The sequence below is a fragment of the Lentzea albidocapillata genome (assembly GCF_000719115.1).
In the GTDB taxonomy this organism is placed as follows: Bacteria; Actinomycetota; Actinomycetes; order Mycobacteriales; family Pseudonocardiaceae; genus Lentzea; species Lentzea albidocapillata.
In genome coordinates, this window is sequence record NZ_JOEA01000001.1 from 301,734 (window position 1) to 316,900 (window position 15,167).

The window sequence follows — 15,167 nt, forward strand, 5'->3', positions numbered from 1 at the left end:
GTTCGAAAGTGGGCTGACTACTAGTGAGTCAGGATCTTGCCAAGGAAGTCCTTCGCGCGGTTGGACTTCGGGGCCGAGAAGAACTCTTCGGGTGTCGAGTCCTCGACCACCTCGCCGTCGGACATGAAGATCACCCGGTCCGCGGCCTTGCGGGCGAAGCCCATCTCGTGCGTGACGACCAGCATGGTCATCCCGTCCTTGGCCAGGCCCGTCATGACGTCCAGGACCTCCTGGACCATCTCCGGGTCGAGCGCCGAGGTCGGCTCGTCGAACAGCATCACCTTGGGCTTCATCGCGAGCGCGCGGGCGATCGCCGCACGCTGCTGCTGCCCACCGGAGAGCTGCGCGGGGAACTTGTCGGCCTGGTTCGCGATCCCGACCCGCTCCAGCAGCTCCATCGCGGTCTTGCGCGCCTCGGCGGCGGGCGTCCTGCGCACCTTCACCGGAGCGAGCATGACGTTCTCGACGATGGTCTTGTGCGCGAAAAGGTTGAAGGACTGGAACACCATGCCGACGTCGGCACGAAGGCGGGCCAGTTCTTTTCCTTCGGCGGGAAGCGGCTGCCCGTCGACCTCGATGATGCCGGAATCGATCGGCTCGAGGCGGTTGATGGTCCGGCACAGGGTCGACTTACCGGAACCCGACGGCCCCAGCACGACCACGACCTGCCCCTTCGGCACTTCCAGCTGCACGTTCTTGAGCACGTGCAACGGGCCGAAGAACTTGTCCACACCCGCCACACGAATCATCGGCGGTGCAGAGGCGGCAGTCATCCAGTCCTCCATTTGGGGGTCGTCGGCGTTGGCGGAAACCTAGGTGTCCGCCACCACACCAGTCCAGGACATTGAGCAAGACTTAGGGTCTCAACTCTGTCACAGGCAGACATCGGTTGCCCGGGAGGTAGCGAAAGTGCGCGTGCTGCTCGTCGAGGACGACGACAGGGTCGCCGAGGCCTTGGTCCCAGCCCTGACCAGACGGGGTTTCCAAGTGGACCGGCAGGCCACGGGCCGTGGCACGCTCGACCGCCTCGCAGGCGTCGACGTGGTGCTGCTCGACCTCGGCCTGCCCGACATGGACGGCGTGACGCTGTGCCGTGCCATCAGGGCCGCTTCGGACGTCGCGATCATCGTGGTGTCCGCGAGAGGAGAGATCGACGACCGGATCCTCGGCCTGCACGCCGGGGCCGACGACTACCTGGTCAAGCCTTACGACGTGGGAGAACTGGTCGCGCGCGTGCATGCCGTCCGGCGTCGTCGCGGTGCGGATCCGGTCGGTGTGGGCGCGGTGTCCACGGAGGTGTTCGAGACCGGTGACGTGCGCGTCGACCTGGGGCGCCACGAGGTCACGGTCGCGGGGGAGTCGGTCGCCCTGTCCCGCAAGGAGTTCCAGGTGCTCGCGCTGGTGATGGCCGCGGGTGGCGCGGTGTGCACGCGCGAGCGGATCCTCGCCGAGGTGTGGGGCCGCACGTGGTCCGGTGCCAACCGGACGCTGGACGTGCACGTCGCCACGCTGAGGACGAAGCTCGGCAGGCCCGCGTTGCTGGAGACCGTGCGCGGCGTCGGATACCGGCTGGGGCAGGTGTGATCTCGATTGTGTGATTTTTCGTCGGCGTGTCGCGGCCGGGTGGGGTGACGGGCTGTGAGGTCCCGACTGCTGGGCGTGGTGCTCGCCCTGATCGTGCTGGTGCTCGTGGGCCTCGGCGTGCCGCTGGGCCGCAACGTGGCGGCCGCGGAACAGCAGGAGATGTTCCTCGACCGGCTCACCGACACCAGCCGGTTCGCGTCGCTGGCGCAACGGCCGTTGATCGACGACAGCCCGCACCTGCTGCGGGCCGAGCTGGAGCGCTACGACGAGCTGTACGACATCGGCGTGGCCGTGGTGGGCCGCGACGCGCCGACCGTGCCGCTGGTGGCCTCGCGCAACGACCTCGCGCTCGGTGACCCGGTCGTGCAGGACCTGGTCAGCAAGGCGCTGGCCGGGCGCCTGCCGGTCGCACCGGAGTTGTTCGCACCGTGGAGCGCCTCCAAGGTCGTGCTCGCCGAACCGGTGCTGGTCGACGGCGAGGTGCGCGGCGCGGTGATCACGTTCTCGCCGACGGCCAAGACCCGCTTCGAGGTGCTCGCGTGGTGGGCCTTGCTGCTCGCGGGAAGCCTGCTGATGCTGGCGCTCGCCGTGCTGCTGGCACTGCCGGTGGTGCGCTGGACGTTGCGGCCGGTGCAGGCGCTGGACGAGGCGACCGGCAAGCTCCTCGCCGCGGTCGTCTCGGGCCGGCCGGTGCCACCGGTGGGCGCGGAGTCCGGGCCCCCGGAACTGCGTCAGCTCTCGCGGTCGTTCGACCAGATGGCCGCGAACGTGAGCGATGTGCTTGCTGCGCAACGGGCCTTCGTCGCCGACGCGTCACATCAGCTGCGCAACCCGTTGACGGCGCTGAAACTCCGGCTGTCCAACCTGGAGGGTCACGTCGACTCGGAGGCGGAGGTGCACCAGGTCGAGGCGCTGAGCGAGACCGACCGGCTCAACCGCATCCTCGACGAACTGCTCTCCATGGCGCGTGCCGAGTCCAGTTCCGTGGACCCGGTTCCGGTCGACGTCGACAAGTCCGTGGCGGCGCGGTTGTCCGCGTGGTCGTCGGCCGCGGCGGCGAAGGAGGTCCATCTCGTGCTCGACGGGGAACGGGTCGGCATGGCCCTCGTCCCGCCGCGCGGTGTCGAGACGATCCTGGACGCGCTGCTCGACAACGCCCTGAAGTTCACCGCCGAAGGCACGCTGATCGTGGTCGACGCCCGCAAGTCCGGCGGCGTCATCCGGCTCTCCGTCGCCGACCACGGGCCCGGCCTGCAGCCGGACGAGCTGGAGCGGGCCACCGACCGGTTCTGGCGCAGCCCTGCTCACCAGAACGTGCCGGGCTCCGGGCTGGGGCTCTCGATCGTGCGGCTGCTGGTCGAACGCGTCGACGGCACCGTCGCCCTCGAATCCCCGCAGGACGGCGGCCTGAAGGTCGTGATCACGCTCCCCGCGGCCTAGACCTTCGCGTCGCGGTAGTAACGCATGGCGCCGTTGTGCAACGGCACCGGCGACGTCTCGATGGCCGACCGCTGTTCGATCGTGCGGGCCGCCGAGTGCGCCTTCACCAGCTCGGGCTGGGCCTCGAACAGCTGCCGCAGGAGCGCTTCGGCCACGTCGTCGGGCATCGACTCGTGGACGAGCAGGAAGTTGCGCACCACCAGCGTGATGACCGGCCCGGACTGCAGGTTGTAGATCGAGGCCGGCAGCGTCGCGGACCCGTACACCGGGAACTGCTGGCGGAACTGCGGCAGCTCGTCCTTCAGGTCGAGCATCCGCACGCCGAGGCCCTTGGTGAGGGCGGTGATCCTGCTCGTCGGCAGGCCGCCCGACCAGAAGAACGCGTCGAGCTTGCCCTCCTGCATCTGCTGGGCGGAGTCGTCGAGGCCCAGGTTCACCGCCTGGGGCGTGACGTTCTCCGCCTGCAGCAGCCGGCTCGCGATGATCTCGACGCCCGACCCGGTCGCGCCGATCGACACGCGCAGTCCCGACAGCTCGCGCAGCTTCGTCACCGGCAGGTCGGCGCGGACGATGATCTGCAGGTAGTCGTCGTGCATGCGGGCCAGCGCGCGCAATCGGTAGGCGCCTTCGACGCCCTCCAGAGCGTCTGCCTGCGAGAAGCCGACCTGAGCCTGGTCGTTGACGAGCCGCCGGACGTTGTCCTTGGACCCGTCCGTGCGGACGACCTGGGGCCGGACGATGCCGAGCCGCCCGCTCCAGATGTCCGCGAGGCCGTTGCCGAGCGAGTAGTAGACGCCGCCCTCGCTGCCGGTGGCCATCGTGATCTTGGCGTCCGACACTGTGCTGCTACAGCCCGTCAGGACCGTTGCGGCGGTCAGCAGGCTCACGGCGGCATGCAGTCGTCCCAGCACCAGCGCATCGTGCCACGGGGCAGGCGGGCCCTTGCACCCGACGAAGGTCCTGCCTGGTCAGCGCGCGGATGGAGCCGGCTTTGTGCGGTCCGCTCACGGAGGGCCACTGACCAGGGTTTATCGTGTCGGTGTGAGTACCGCGCAGGTTCGCAAGAGCTTCCAGATCCGCACGTTCGGGTGCCAGATGAACGTGCATGACTCCGAGCGGCTCGCCGGTCTGCTCGAAGACGCGGGATACGAGCGGGCCACCGAGGCCGAGCAGCCCGACGTCGTCGTCTTCAACACCTGCGCGGTCCGCGAGAACGCCGACAACAAGCTGTACGGCACGCTCGGCCATCTCGCCCCGCAGAAGACGGCGAACCCGGGCATGCAGATCGCGGTCGGCGGCTGCCTCGCGCAGAAGGACCGCAGCGAGATCGTCCGGCGCGCGCCGTGGGTGGACGTCGTGTTCGGCACGCACAACATCGGGTCGCTGCCGGTGCTGCTCGAACGCGCCCGCCACAACTCCGAGGCGCAGGTCGAGATCCTCGACGCGCTGGAGACGTTCCCGTCGTCGCTGCCGGCCGCGCGTGACTCCGCCTACTCGGGCTGGGTGTCGATCTCGGTGGGCTGCAACAACACCTGCACGTTCTGCATCGTGCCGTCGTTGCGCGGCAAGGAGAAGGACCGCCGTCCCGGCGACGTGCTCGCCGAGGTGCAGACGCTCGTGGACGAGGGCGTGCTGGAGGTGACGTTGCTGGGGCAGAACGTCAACTCCTACGGCGTCGAGTTCGGCGACCGGCTCGCGTTCGGTAAGCTGCTGCGCGCCTGCGGCGGGATCGACGGACTGGAGCGCGTGCGCTTCACCTCACCGCACCCCAAGGACTTCACCGACGACGTCATCGCCGCCATGGCCGAGACGCCGGCGGTGTGCCACAGCCTGCACATGCCGCTGCAGTCCGGCTCGGACCGCCTGCTCAAGGCGATGCGCCGCTCGTACCGCACCGAGAAGTACCTGGGGATCATCGAGAAGGTCCGCGCCGCCATGCCGGACGCCGCGATCACCACGGACATCATCGTCGGCTTCCCCGGTGAGACCGAAGAGGACTTCCAGGGCACGCTCGACGTGGTGCGCCAGGCCCGTTTCTCGTCGGCGTTCACGTTCCAGTACTCGAAGCGCCCCGGCACCCCGGCCGCCGAGCTGCCGGACCAGTTGCCCAAGGCCGTCGTGCAGGAGCGCTTCGAGCGGCTCGTGGCGCTGCAGAACGAGATGACGCACTCGCTGAACATCGAGCAGGTCGGCCGCACGGTCGAGGTCCTCGTCGCCACCGGCGAGGGCAAGCGTGACGCCGAGACGCACCGCATGAGCGGCCGTGCGCGCGACGGCCGTCTCGTGCACTTCGCGCCGGGGACGACGGTTCCGCGTCCCGGCGACGTCGTCGAGACGGTCGTGACGTACGGGGCCCCGCACTACCTCGTCGCGGACGGCGAACCGCTGTCGTGGCGCCGCACCAAGGCCGGTGACCGTTCCGAGGCCGGCATCAAGCCCAAGACCGCTGGCATCGGCCTCGGTCTGCCGTCGTTCGGAACGCCCGAGCCGCTGCCCGCCGTGTCCGGGTGCGCAGCCCAGTGAGTGATGAGGACTTCTTGCGCGAGGAGATCGACGCGGTCGAGCATCAGGCGGCCAAGCGGATCGACCCCGGTACCGGCGCGCTGACGATCTCGATCGCCGTGCTCGCGTTGCTGGTGTCGCTGATCCTGCCGTGGGTCGGGGAGCACACGGGGCTGGCGGTCGTGCTCGGCGAGTCGGAACTGTTCCTGCCACGGCTGTTCTCGTACCTCGCGCTGGGCGTCGGCGTGCTCGGTTCCGGCATCACGCTCGCCGTGCGGCGCTGGGGTCTCGCGTGGGTGTGCTCGCTGGGCCTGTTCGCGGGGTCGATCATCGGCGTGCTGTCGATCTGGACGCAGCAGACGACGACGAGCAACAAGACGGTCGGTCCCGGCCCTGGCATCGGGTTGATCATCGCGGCCATCGCGGTCATCGTCCTGCTGGTGAAATGGGTGAAGATCGCGGCTTCGCGGCCGCCCCAGTTGTGACGCATGCCGGCCAGAAGTGCCGCATTGCCCGCTAGAAACGCCTGAGGGCCCCTCTCCGCACGGGAGAGGGGCCCTCAGCGCGTCACGAACTAGCGGGTCGCCAGCGCCTGCTCAGCGGCGGCGAGCCACTCGCGCCACTGGGCGGCCTGCGCCTCGGCCTGCTCGATGCGGCGCTTGTCGCCCGCGGCACGTGCCTTCGCGGCCTGCGCCTCGAACTGCTCCACGCGCTCGCGGAACTGCGCCACCCTGGCCTCGGCCTCGGGGTCGGACCGGCGCCACTGGGCGTCGACGGCGCCGCGGACCCTCTCCTCGATGGCGCGGAGCTTGCCCTCGAGCTCGCGGATGCGCTCGCGCGGCACCTTGCCGATCGCGTCCCAGCGCTCCTGGATCTTGTAGAGCTGGTTGCGCGCCGTCTCGAGGTCGCCCGCCGGGTCGATGCCCTCGGCCTCGGCGAGCAGCTCCTCCTTCAGCTTCGCGTTGGCCGTGAACTCGGCGTCCCGCTCGCTGAACGCCTCGGAACGCTTCTGGAAGAAGGCGTCCTGCGCGGCCCGGAAACGCTGCCACAGCGCGTCGTCGGCCTCCTTGGGCGCACGCCCGGCGGCCTTCCACTCGACCATGAGCTCCTTGTAGCGACCGGCCGTGGTGCCCCAGTCGTCGGAGTCGACGAGCTTCTCGGCCTCCTCGACCAGCGACTGCTTGGAGGTCTTCGCCACCGAACGCTGGCGGTCGAGGTCCGCGAAGTGCGAGCCGCGACGGCGGTTGAACGCGTCGCGCGCCTTCGAGAACCGGCGCCACAGCTGCTCGTCGGTCTTGCGGTCGACGCCGCGGATGGTCTTCCACTCGTCGAGGATCTGGCGCAGCCGGTCGCCCGCGACCTTCCACTGGGTCGACTCGTTCGCGATCGACTCGGCCTCGTCGACCAGCGCCTGCTTGCGCGCCACGGACTGGGCTCGGGCGGCCTCCTTGGCCTCCTTCGCCTTCTCCATGCCGGCCTCTGCCTGGACCAGCACGTGCTCGACGCGGGCGGCCAGCGCCTTGAGGTCACCGACGACGGCGGCCTCGGCGAGCTGCTCCTTGACGTGCTTCGCGCTGGTCAGGGCATGCTTGGGGTCGCCGGCGCCGGACTTGAGCCGCGACACGAGCAGCTCGACCTCGGTGCGGAGGTCGTCGAAGCGCCGCGCGAAGTGCGCGAGACCCTCGACCGGCTCACCGGCCTGCCACGACCCGACAGCACGTTCGCCGTCCTCGGTCTTCACGTACACGGTGCCGTCGGCGTCCACGCGCCCCCAGCGGTCAGGGTGGTCCGACGCCACGGGGACGGCCGGAGGCGTCGCCTGCGCGGTCTCCTTCGGCGTTTCCTCGACCACACCCTCGGCTGCAACCTCCACGGGGGTGGCCATGGCCACGGCCTCCGGTGTGCTGTCCTGCTCCGACATCGCCGGTTCCTCCCATCTGACGCCCGTGCCTGCCACGGGCGCCCCGCCGTTGGCGGGGCCGATGCAATACGGGCGCTGGAGGGTCTCCCGTCCCCAGTGCCCCGCGCGCATTCAAACAGGTCAGAGCTCGACTCGGTACTGGGAGTCCACGATAGGTAGCCTCGTTCGTTGTGATCACCCGCGCTGTGGTGGTGCCGCACCCACCCCTTCTGGTGCCAGAACTGGTCGTGGGAGCCGCCGCCGAGACCGAGCCCGTGCGTGCCGCAACCCTTGCCGCAGCAGGAAAACTGCCCGGTCCGTGGGTCGCGGTGGCGGTGGGTGACGGCGGTCGTGCTACGTACGTGCCACCGTTGTCGGGAACTTTTCTCGGTTATGGGGTCGATTTGCCTGTGTCACTCGGCGGTGCCCTGCCGCCGGACGCCCGCATTCCGTTGCCGGTGCTGATCACCGCGTGGCTTCGGGAACGCTGCGCGGTCGAGGTGTCACGCGTTGAACTCGTCCCCCGTGACCTGCCTGCTGCCGACTGTGTCTCGTTTGGACAACAACTCGCGGCGGAGGAGTGCGGGTTGCTGGTCCTCGGCGACGGCTCCACCCGCCACGGACCCCGCTCGCCCGGTTCCGACGACGAGCGTTCGGGACCTTTCGACTCTTCGGTCCACAGTGCGCTGGCCGCCGCCGATGTGGACGGCCTGCTCGGCCTCGACCTCGAACTCGCCCGCGAACTGGGCGCGCAGGGCCGTGCGGCGTGGCAGGTCCTCGCCGGCGTGCCCGGACCGTGGCGCTGCTCCGGAGCCGAGTTCTTCGCACCGTTCGGCGTGGGCTACCACGTCGCTGTCTGGGAGCGCCCTTGATCACGCCCATCGCCGTCGTCGGACCCACCGCGACCGGCAAGTCCGACCTGGCCGTCGCGCTCGCGGAGCGGTTCGGGGGAGAGGTCGTCAACGCCGACGCCATGCAGCTCTACCGCGGCATGGACATCGGCACGGCGAAGATGCCCGTGTCCGAGCGCCGGGGCGTGCCGCACCATCTGTTCGACGTCCTGTCCGTCACCGAGACCGCGTCCGTGGCCGCCTACCAGCGGGAGACGCGGGCCGTCATCGAGGACCTGCTCGCGTCCGGACGGCCGCCGATCCTCGTCGGGGGTTCGGGGCTTTACGTGCAGGCGGTGCTCGACGACCTCAAGTTCCCCGGCACCGACGACGCCGTGCGCCTGCGTTTCGAGGCCGAACTGGCTGCCGCGGGATCCGAGGCGTTGCACCGGCGCCTGCAGGAACTCGACCCCGCCGCCGCGATCGCGATCCTGCCGTCCAACGGCCGTCGCATCGTGCGAGCGCTGGAGGTCATCGAGCTGACGGGACAGCCGTTCTCGGCGAACCTCCCCAAGCCCGGCCCCGCGCGCTACGGCACCGTCCAGATCGGCGTCGACCGCGAGGTGTCCGAACTGGACGCGCGGGTCGACCTGCGAGTCGACCAGATGTTCGCCGGTGGTCTGGAGGCCGAGGTGCGCGCACTGGTCCGGATCGGCCTGCGCGACGGCAAGACCGCTTCGCGCGCCCTGGGCTACCAGCAGGTGCTGTCCGCAATGGACGGAGCGTGCACGATCGACTTCGCCGCGGAGGAGACCAAACGCGCCACCCGCCGGTTCGTGCGGCGGCAGCGGTCGTGGTTCCGGCGTGACCAGCGCATCACCTGGCTCGACGGTGCTCGCCCTGATCTTTTGGAAGCCGCCGGTAATCTGGTCCCGTGGAGTTCGTGAAGGGGCACGGCACGGAGAACGACTTCGTCGTCCTGCCCGACCTCGATGACCAGCTGGACCTGACCGTCGCCCGCGTGCAGGCGCTGTGCGACCGGCAGCGCGGCCTGGGCGCGGACGGCGTGCTGCGCGTCGTGCGGGCCGGTGGCGAGTCCGGGGCCGAGTGGTTCATGGACTACCGCAACGCCGACGGTTCCATCGCCGAAATGTGCGGCAACGGCCTGCGCGTCTTCGCCCGCTACCTGGTCGACGCGGGCCACCAGCCGCAGGGCTCGTTCGTCGTCGCCACCCGCGCGGGCAACAAGACGGTCACCACGCACCCGGACGGCTCCGTCACGAACGACATGGGTCCCGCACGGGTCACCGGCACGTCCATCGCCGCGGTCGGCGGCGCGGGCATCGGCGGCTTCGCGGTCGACGTCGGCAACCCGCACCTGGCGTGCGTCACCGACATCCCGGTCGACAGCTTCGACCTGACCGTGCCGCCCGGCTTCGACCCGGTGATGTTCCCGCACGGCGTGAACGTCGAGCTCATCAACGTGATCGATCCCGAGTCGCCTCGCGGTGGCGCGCTGCGCATGCGCGTCTACGAGCGAGGCGTCGGCGAGACCCGCTCGTGCGGCACCGGCACTGTCGCGTCCGTCGCCTCCTGGCTCTCGGGCCAGGGCAGGACCACCGGCTCGGCGACGGTCGACGTCCTCGGCGGCCAGGTCTTCGTGACCATCGATCCGACGACGTCGACGCTCACCGGACCTGCCGTGCTCGTCGCCCGCGGCGAACTCGACAAGTCCTGGTGGGACGCCCTCGCGTGAACTGATATCCGATATATCAGTTCAGTTCAGCTTGTAGATCTCGATCTTCCCGAGCCTGTCCGGCTTGACCACGCGCGGATTCGAATCCGGTGCCGTCAGGCACACGAGATGGTCGTCGACGACCGCGACGGCGAACACCGTCTGCGTGGTCTCGACCCGATGCGTGATCTTGCCGCCCTCGGTCACCCGGAACGCCGCCGGTTGCAACGCCGCCGCCACCCACACGCCGTCCCCGTCGCCCGCGATCCCGTCCGGCGCGATCCCGAACTCCTTCACATCAGCCCACACCCTGCGGTTTTGCAACGATCCGTTGCGGTCAACCGAAAACGAAGTGAGTCTGAATGCAATGGTCTCGGCCGCAACCAATATATTGCCGCTCTCGGACTCGCCCGTCGGGTCGGGCAGCAGCGCCATGCCGTTCGGGAACTTGAGGTCCTCGGCGACCACGCTGACGGAGCCGTCGGGCTGGACGAGCGCCAGCGCGGCGCCCTGCGGGTCGAAGTCCGGTTCGAGCAGTCGCTGGATGCCGATGTCGTCGATCAGGCCGTGCAGGTCGAAGCCGAAGTTGCCGACGTACGCGCGGCCCTCGCCGTCGACGAGCATGTCGTTGGCGTGGAAGGTCGCGATATCCGATATATCGGCATGCAGGACCAATGCCCTGTTTTCCGGGTCGTCCCCTTCGAGGCGGCGGACCGTCCGGTCGAGCATCGACACGATGAGCAGACGTCCGTCGGGCAGCCAGCCGAGGCCCGAGGGCTGGCCGTCGAACGCGACGACGACCTCGTCCTCACCTGTCGTCAGGTCGAGGGCGTGCACTTCGCCCGCGTAGAAGTCGGAGTAGAAGAGGCGGCCGTCGGGGCCGCGCCGCGGTCCCTCGCCGAAGTGGAGACCGTCCCGCAGCACCGTGGTACTTGCTTTTTGTGCCTCAGCCATGGGCCTCGACGCTAGACGTGGTCGGCAGGTCCCGCATAGACCGCAACGGCGAGAACAGCACCCACCCCATCCCGGCCACGGAGCCGATGAGCGAGACCCACAGCGTCGGCACGATCCCGATCCACGAGCCGAGCCCGCCGCCGAGCAGCGCGCCCAGCGGAGTCGCGCCCCACACCACCCAGCGGATCGAGGCGTTCATCCGGCCCAGCAGGTGGTCGGGGCAGATCGCCTGCCGGTAGCTCACCTGGCCGACGTTGTAGACGACCACGCCGAACGCGCTGACCGCGAGCCCCGCCATGGCGAACGCGACGCCCCAGCCCGGCTTGGCGAACGGCATCAGCAACACGAACGGCCAGGTCAGCACCGGTACGAGCCAGATCAGCCTGGCCTGTCCGATCAGCACGCCGAGCCGGTGCGCGACCATCGCGCCGAGCACGCCGCCGACACCGCTCGCGCTGAAGACCAGGCCCGCCGTGCCCTCGTTCAGCCCGGCGACCCGCAGCAGGAACAGCACGCTGACGGCGTTCTGGATGCCGTGGAAGAAGTTCGACGTGCCGGTGCAGGCCACGATCTTGCGCAGGGTGGCGTTGCCGAAGACGAACCGCAGCCCCTCCATGATCTCGCGGCGCAGGTGCGGGTCGGGGTGGCGTTCCGGCACGGACTCGATGTTCCTGATCCGGAAGAGGAAGAACGCGGAGCTCAGGTAGCCGAGGCCGGTCGCGAGCACGCCGTTGGCCGCGCCGAGGAACTGCGCCACGTAGCCGCCGATCGCCGGCCCCGACACGTCGGCCACGGACAGGCTGGCCTGCAGTTTCGAGTTGCCTTCGACGAGTTGGTCGCGTCCCACCAGTGACGGCAGATAGGACTGGTAGGCGACGTCGAAGAAGACCGTGCACACACCGATCGCGAGGCTCACGACGATGAGCTGCGGCAGGTCGAGGACCCCCATCCACCACGCGAGGGGCACGCTCAGCATCAGCGCGGCGCGGACGACGTCCATCGCGATCATCAGGGGCTTGCGGCGCATCCGGTCTACCCAGACGCCCGCGGGCAGTCCGATCAGCAGGAACGCCACCGTGCTCGCCGCCGCGAGCATGCCCATCTCGAACGGTGTCGCGTTCAGCACACCGGCCGCGAGCAGCGGTATGACCGTGATGCCCACGCTCGCGCCGAACTGGCTGATGGTGTCGCCGATCCACAGCCGGCGGAAGTCGTGATGCCCCCAAAGCGTCATGCCGGGGAGTCTGCGCTGAGTGATTGGAAACTGTCAATCACTTAGACTGGGCGCGTGCCACTCTCCCGGAAGCGACGTCCCGCGACGAGCGAGGAAGCCGCGGCTCTGAGCTCTGACCTGCGGCTGCGGATGATCCGCATGACCTTCGACCGCCCGCTCACCAACAAGGAGCTGGCGCAGCGGCTGGGCAAGGATCCCGCCACGACGCTGCACCACGTGCGCAAGCTCGTCGCCGCCGGATTCCTGGAGGCGATGCCGTCCCGCGCGGGCAACCGGGGGGCCAAGGAGATCCCCTATCGGTCGACAGGGCTGTCCTGGCAGCTCGACAACAGCGAAAATGCGGTCGCCGTCGGCGAGGCGATGCTGCACGCTTTCCTCGGCGAGGTCGCCGACATCGGGCTCAGTGACGTGGATCAGAGCCGTCTGGTCGTTACTGTCGACCCCGAGGAACTAAAGCAGCGGCTCGCGTCGTTGATGGATGAGCTGGCCGCGCAACCGGTCAAGCCGGATGTTCCCCGTGTGGCGATCTACCTCGCGGTGTATCCGGGGGACTAACTGTCCGTGGGACGATGAAGGGCAAATGACGGAAAACATCCAGAGCACAGAGTTCGACCCGGAGTTCGACGGCACCTGGGAAGAGGAGGACTTCTCCACAGGTGACTACGAACGCGTCGAGCGCGCCGCACTGCGTCGTGTCGCGGGCCTGTCCACCGAGCTCGAGGACATCACCGAGGTCGAGTACCGGCAGCTCCGCCTGGAGCGGGTCGTGCTCGTCGGGGTGTGGACCGAGGGCACCGCCGCGGACTCCGACGCGTCGATGGCCGAACTGGCCCGCCTCGCCGAAACCGCAGGTTCCGAGGTGCTCGAAGGCGTCGTGCAGCGGCGGGACAAGCCCGACGCGGCGACGTACATCGGCTCCGGCAAGGTCGCCGAGCTGCGTGACGTCGTGCAGTCGACCGGCGCGGACACGGTGATCTGCGACGGTGAGCTCTCTCCCGGCCAGCTGCGTCAGCTGGAGGAGAAGCTGAAGGTCAAGGTCATCGACCGCACCGCGCTCATCCTGGACATCTTCGCGCAGCACGCGCGGTCCAAGGAGGGCAAGGCGCAGGTCGAGCTGGCCCAGCTGCAGTACCTGATGCCGCGCCTGCGCGGCTGGGGTGAGACGTTGTCCCGGCAGGCCGGTGGTCGTGCCGGTGGCGGCAACGGCGGTGTGGGTCTGCGCGGTCCCGGTGAGACCAAGATCGAGACCGACCGTCGCCGGATCCGTGCGCGCATCTCCAAGCTGCGCCGCGAGATCGCCGCGATCGGCGTCATCCGCGAGACCAAGCGGGGCCGCCGCACGGCGAACGAGATCCCGAGCATCGCGATCGCGGGCTACACGAACGCGGGCAAGTCGTCGCTGCTCAACGCGCTGACGGGCGCCGGTGTCCTGGTGGAGGACGCGCTGTTCGCCACCCTCGACCCGACGACGCGCCGAGCGCTGACGCCCGATGGCCTGGCGTACACGCTGACGGACACGGTCGGCTTCGTCCGGCACCTGCCGCACCAGCTGGTCGAGGCGTTCCGCTCGACGCTGGAGGAGGTCGGCCAGTCCGATCTGCTCGTGCACGTGGTCGACGGCGCCGACGGCATGCCGGAGAAGCAGGTCAAGGCCGTGCGCGAGGTCCTCGCCGAGATCAACGACGAGTCCGGCACGCCGATGCCGCGCGAGCTGCTCGTCGTCAACAAGATCGACGCCGTGGGCGACCTGGGCATGGCCCGGTTGCGGCACCTGTTCCCGGACGCGTCGTTCGTGTCGGCGAACTCGGGCCTCGGCATCGAGGAGCTGCGGGTCCGCATCGCCGAGTTGATGCCACGTCCTGAGGTCGTGGTCGAGGCTCTCGTGCCGTACGCGCGCGGCGAGGTCGTCGCCCGCGTGCACCGCGACGGCGAAGTGCTGTCCGAGAAGCACACGGAGTCGGGCACGCTGCTCAACGCCCGCGTGCGCCCGGACCTCGCCGGCGTGCTCGAGGAGTTCGCGACGAACGGGACGCCTGCTTGATCCTCCCACCTCCACCGGTGGACGTGTGCCCGGTAGCCATGCAGGAGCTCTCCGGGCTCACGTCTGACGGAAAACAGCTCTTCGCCGTCAGCGACAGCGACAACGGCACGCTGCGCATCCAGGTCATGGGCCGTGACTGCGTGGTGACGCGCACGATCACGGCGCCCGTCGACCCGTACGACGTCGAAGACCTGGCGATGACGCCGGACGGCACCCTCTGGGCGTCCGACACCGGCGACAACAACAAGTCCCGCTCCACGGTCGCCTTGCACAAGGTCTCGCCAACAGGTGCCGTGGAGCGGTTCCGCGTCACGTACCCGGACGGCAAGCACGACGCCGAGGCGTTGTTCATCGACAAGGCCGGAACGCCGTACATCATCACCAAGGAACCCCTCGGTTCCGCACTGGTATATCGCCCGACGGCCCCGCTCCGAACTGATATATCGGTGCCGTTGGAGCAGGTCGCACGCGTGTCGCTGGCGACGACGGACACCCCCGGCGGCCCGCTGGAAGGCACCCTCGACTCGCGCCTGGTGACCGGAGCCGCCTCGACCGCCGACGGCTCCGTCATCGCCCTGCGCACCTACACCGACGCCTACCTGTACCCGGTCCCCGACGGCGACGTCGTGAAGGCCCTGTCCGGCGACCCGGTCCGCGTTCCGCTGCCGAACGAACCCCAGGGCGAGGCCATCGCCTTCGACCCGGACGGCACCCTGCTCTCCGCCTCCGAAGGCGCCGGAACCCCGATCCGCGCCGTCGCGGGCGCCGCGGCCCTGGCCCAGCCACCCCCGCCGACGACCACGACGCCACCGCCCGCCGCAGACCAGTCCGAGGCGGCCCCGCCGGCGTCGTCGTCCTGGCAGAACTGGCCCCTGGCGCTGACCCTGGGCGGCATCGTGCTGATCGCCGCCCTGGTCATCGGCCTGCGTCTCCGCCGCCGCGCCTGA

At 69.5% G+C, this 15,167-nt stretch carries 15 protein-coding genes; 10 read left to right on the forward strand and 5 right to left on the reverse strand.

Annotation, left to right across the window (positions count from 1 at the left end; all coding sequences use genetic code 11):
• Positions 1-20: 20 nt before the first annotated feature.
• Positions 21-749 carry an amino acid ABC transporter ATP-binding protein gene (locus IG04_RS0101625; protein WP_173850002.1) on the reverse strand — a complete coding sequence of 243 codons (729 nt, stop codon included), beginning with the start codon at positions 747-749 and terminating at the stop codon, positions 21-23.
• Between the two features lie 160 nt (positions 750-909).
• Between IG04_RS0101625 and IG04_RS0101630 the strand changes: the two genes are divergently transcribed.
• Positions 910-1,584, forward strand: a complete 675-nt coding sequence (locus tag IG04_RS0101630) for a response regulator transcription factor (protein WP_030474685.1) — start codon at positions 910-912, stop codon at positions 1,582-1,584.
• 54 nt (positions 1,585-1,638) lie between these two features.
• The gene (locus IG04_RS0101635) at positions 1,639-3,024 is read left to right on the forward strand and encodes a sensor histidine kinase (protein ID WP_030474686.1); all 1,386 of its coding nucleotides are present in this window, start codon (positions 1,639-1,641) and stop codon (positions 3,022-3,024) included.
• Here the strand turns inward: IG04_RS0101635 and IG04_RS0101640 are convergent.
• The gene (locus IG04_RS0101640; protein ID WP_245816388.1) at positions 3,021-3,935 is read right to left on the reverse strand and encodes a TAXI family TRAP transporter solute-binding subunit; all 915 of its coding nucleotides are present in this window, start codon (positions 3,933-3,935) and stop codon (positions 3,021-3,023) included. The genes IG04_RS0101635 and IG04_RS0101640 overlap by 4 nt on opposite strands.
• Positions 3,936-4,065: 130 nt before the next feature.
• On the opposite strand from IG04_RS0101640, the gene miaB reads away from it, so the two are divergent.
• Positions 4,066-5,547: a tRNA (N6-isopentenyl adenosine(37)-C2)-methylthiotransferase MiaB gene (miaB, locus tag IG04_RS0101645; RefSeq protein WP_030474688.1), complete on the forward strand. Its 1,482-nt coding sequence runs from the start codon at positions 4,066-4,068 to the stop codon at positions 5,545-5,547.
• Complete coding sequence (locus IG04_RS0101650) at positions 5,544-6,011, forward strand: Rv2732c family membrane protein (RefSeq protein ID WP_030474689.1); 468 nt, start codon at positions 5,544-5,546, stop codon at positions 6,009-6,011. Before miaB ends, IG04_RS0101650 begins: the two co-directional genes overlap by 4 nt.
• Before the next feature lie 89 nt (positions 6,012-6,100).
• Here the strand turns inward: IG04_RS0101650 and IG04_RS0101655 are convergent, their stop codons facing one another.
• Entirely contained in the window at positions 6,101-7,447 is a 1,347-nt protein-coding gene (locus IG04_RS0101655; protein WP_030474690.1) for a DUF349 domain-containing protein, read from the reverse strand.
• Between the two features lie 170 nt (positions 7,448-7,617).
• Between IG04_RS0101655 and IG04_RS0101660 the strand changes: the two genes are divergently transcribed.
• From IG04_RS0101660 to dapF, 3 genes are read left to right on the forward strand one after another with little or no spacing between them, the layout of a single operon-like run.
• Positions 7,618-8,298 (forward strand): class III extradiol ring-cleavage dioxygenase family protein, encoded by a 681-nt coding sequence (locus IG04_RS0101660; protein WP_030474691.1) that lies wholly within the window; start codon positions 7,618-7,620, stop codon positions 8,296-8,298.
• Positions 8,295-9,203: a tRNA (adenosine(37)-N6)-dimethylallyltransferase MiaA gene (gene miaA / locus IG04_RS0101665; protein ID WP_173849998.1), complete on the forward strand. Its 909-nt coding sequence runs from the start codon at positions 8,295-8,297 to the stop codon at positions 9,201-9,203. Before IG04_RS0101660 ends, miaA begins: the two co-directional genes overlap by 4 nt.
• The gene (dapF, locus tag IG04_RS0101670; protein ID WP_030474693.1) at positions 9,191-10,012 is read left to right on the forward strand and encodes a diaminopimelate epimerase; all 822 of its coding nucleotides are present in this window, start codon (positions 9,191-9,193) and stop codon (positions 10,010-10,012) included. The genes miaA and dapF overlap by 13 nt, the downstream gene beginning before the upstream one ends.
• A 21-nt stretch (positions 10,013-10,033) precedes the next feature.
• Here dapF and IG04_RS0101675 read toward each other — a convergent pair whose 3' ends face one another.
• Both IG04_RS0101675 and IG04_RS0101680 read right to left on the reverse strand, forming a co-directional pair.
• Complete coding sequence (locus IG04_RS0101675) at positions 10,034-10,945, reverse strand: SMP-30/gluconolactonase/LRE family protein (protein WP_030474694.1); 912 nt, start codon at positions 10,943-10,945, stop codon at positions 10,034-10,036.
• Entirely contained in the window at positions 10,938-12,179 is a 1,242-nt protein-coding gene (locus tag IG04_RS0101680; protein WP_030474695.1) for an MFS transporter, read from the reverse strand. The genes IG04_RS0101675 and IG04_RS0101680 overlap by 8 nt, the downstream gene beginning before the upstream one ends.
• Before the next feature lie 54 nt (positions 12,180-12,233).
• Here IG04_RS0101680 and IG04_RS0101685 point away from each other — a divergent pair, with 54 nt between their 5' ends.
• The 3 genes from IG04_RS0101685 to IG04_RS42185 are packed head-to-tail and all read left to right on the forward strand — an operon-like array spanning position 12,234 to position 15,167.
• Positions 12,234-12,734, forward strand: a complete 501-nt coding sequence (locus IG04_RS0101685) for an ArsR/SmtB family transcription factor (protein WP_030474696.1) — start codon at positions 12,234-12,236, stop codon at positions 12,732-12,734.
• 25 nt (positions 12,735-12,759) lie between these two features.
• Entirely contained in the window at positions 12,760-14,220 is a 1,461-nt protein-coding gene (hflX, locus tag IG04_RS0101690; protein ID WP_030474697.1) for a GTPase HflX, read from the forward strand.
• The gene (locus tag IG04_RS42185; protein WP_144065479.1) at positions 14,217-15,167 is read left to right on the forward strand and encodes an SdiA-regulated/phytase-like domain-containing protein; all 951 of its coding nucleotides are present in this window, start codon (positions 14,217-14,219) and stop codon (positions 15,165-15,167) included. The genes hflX and IG04_RS42185 overlap by 4 nt, the downstream gene beginning before the upstream one ends.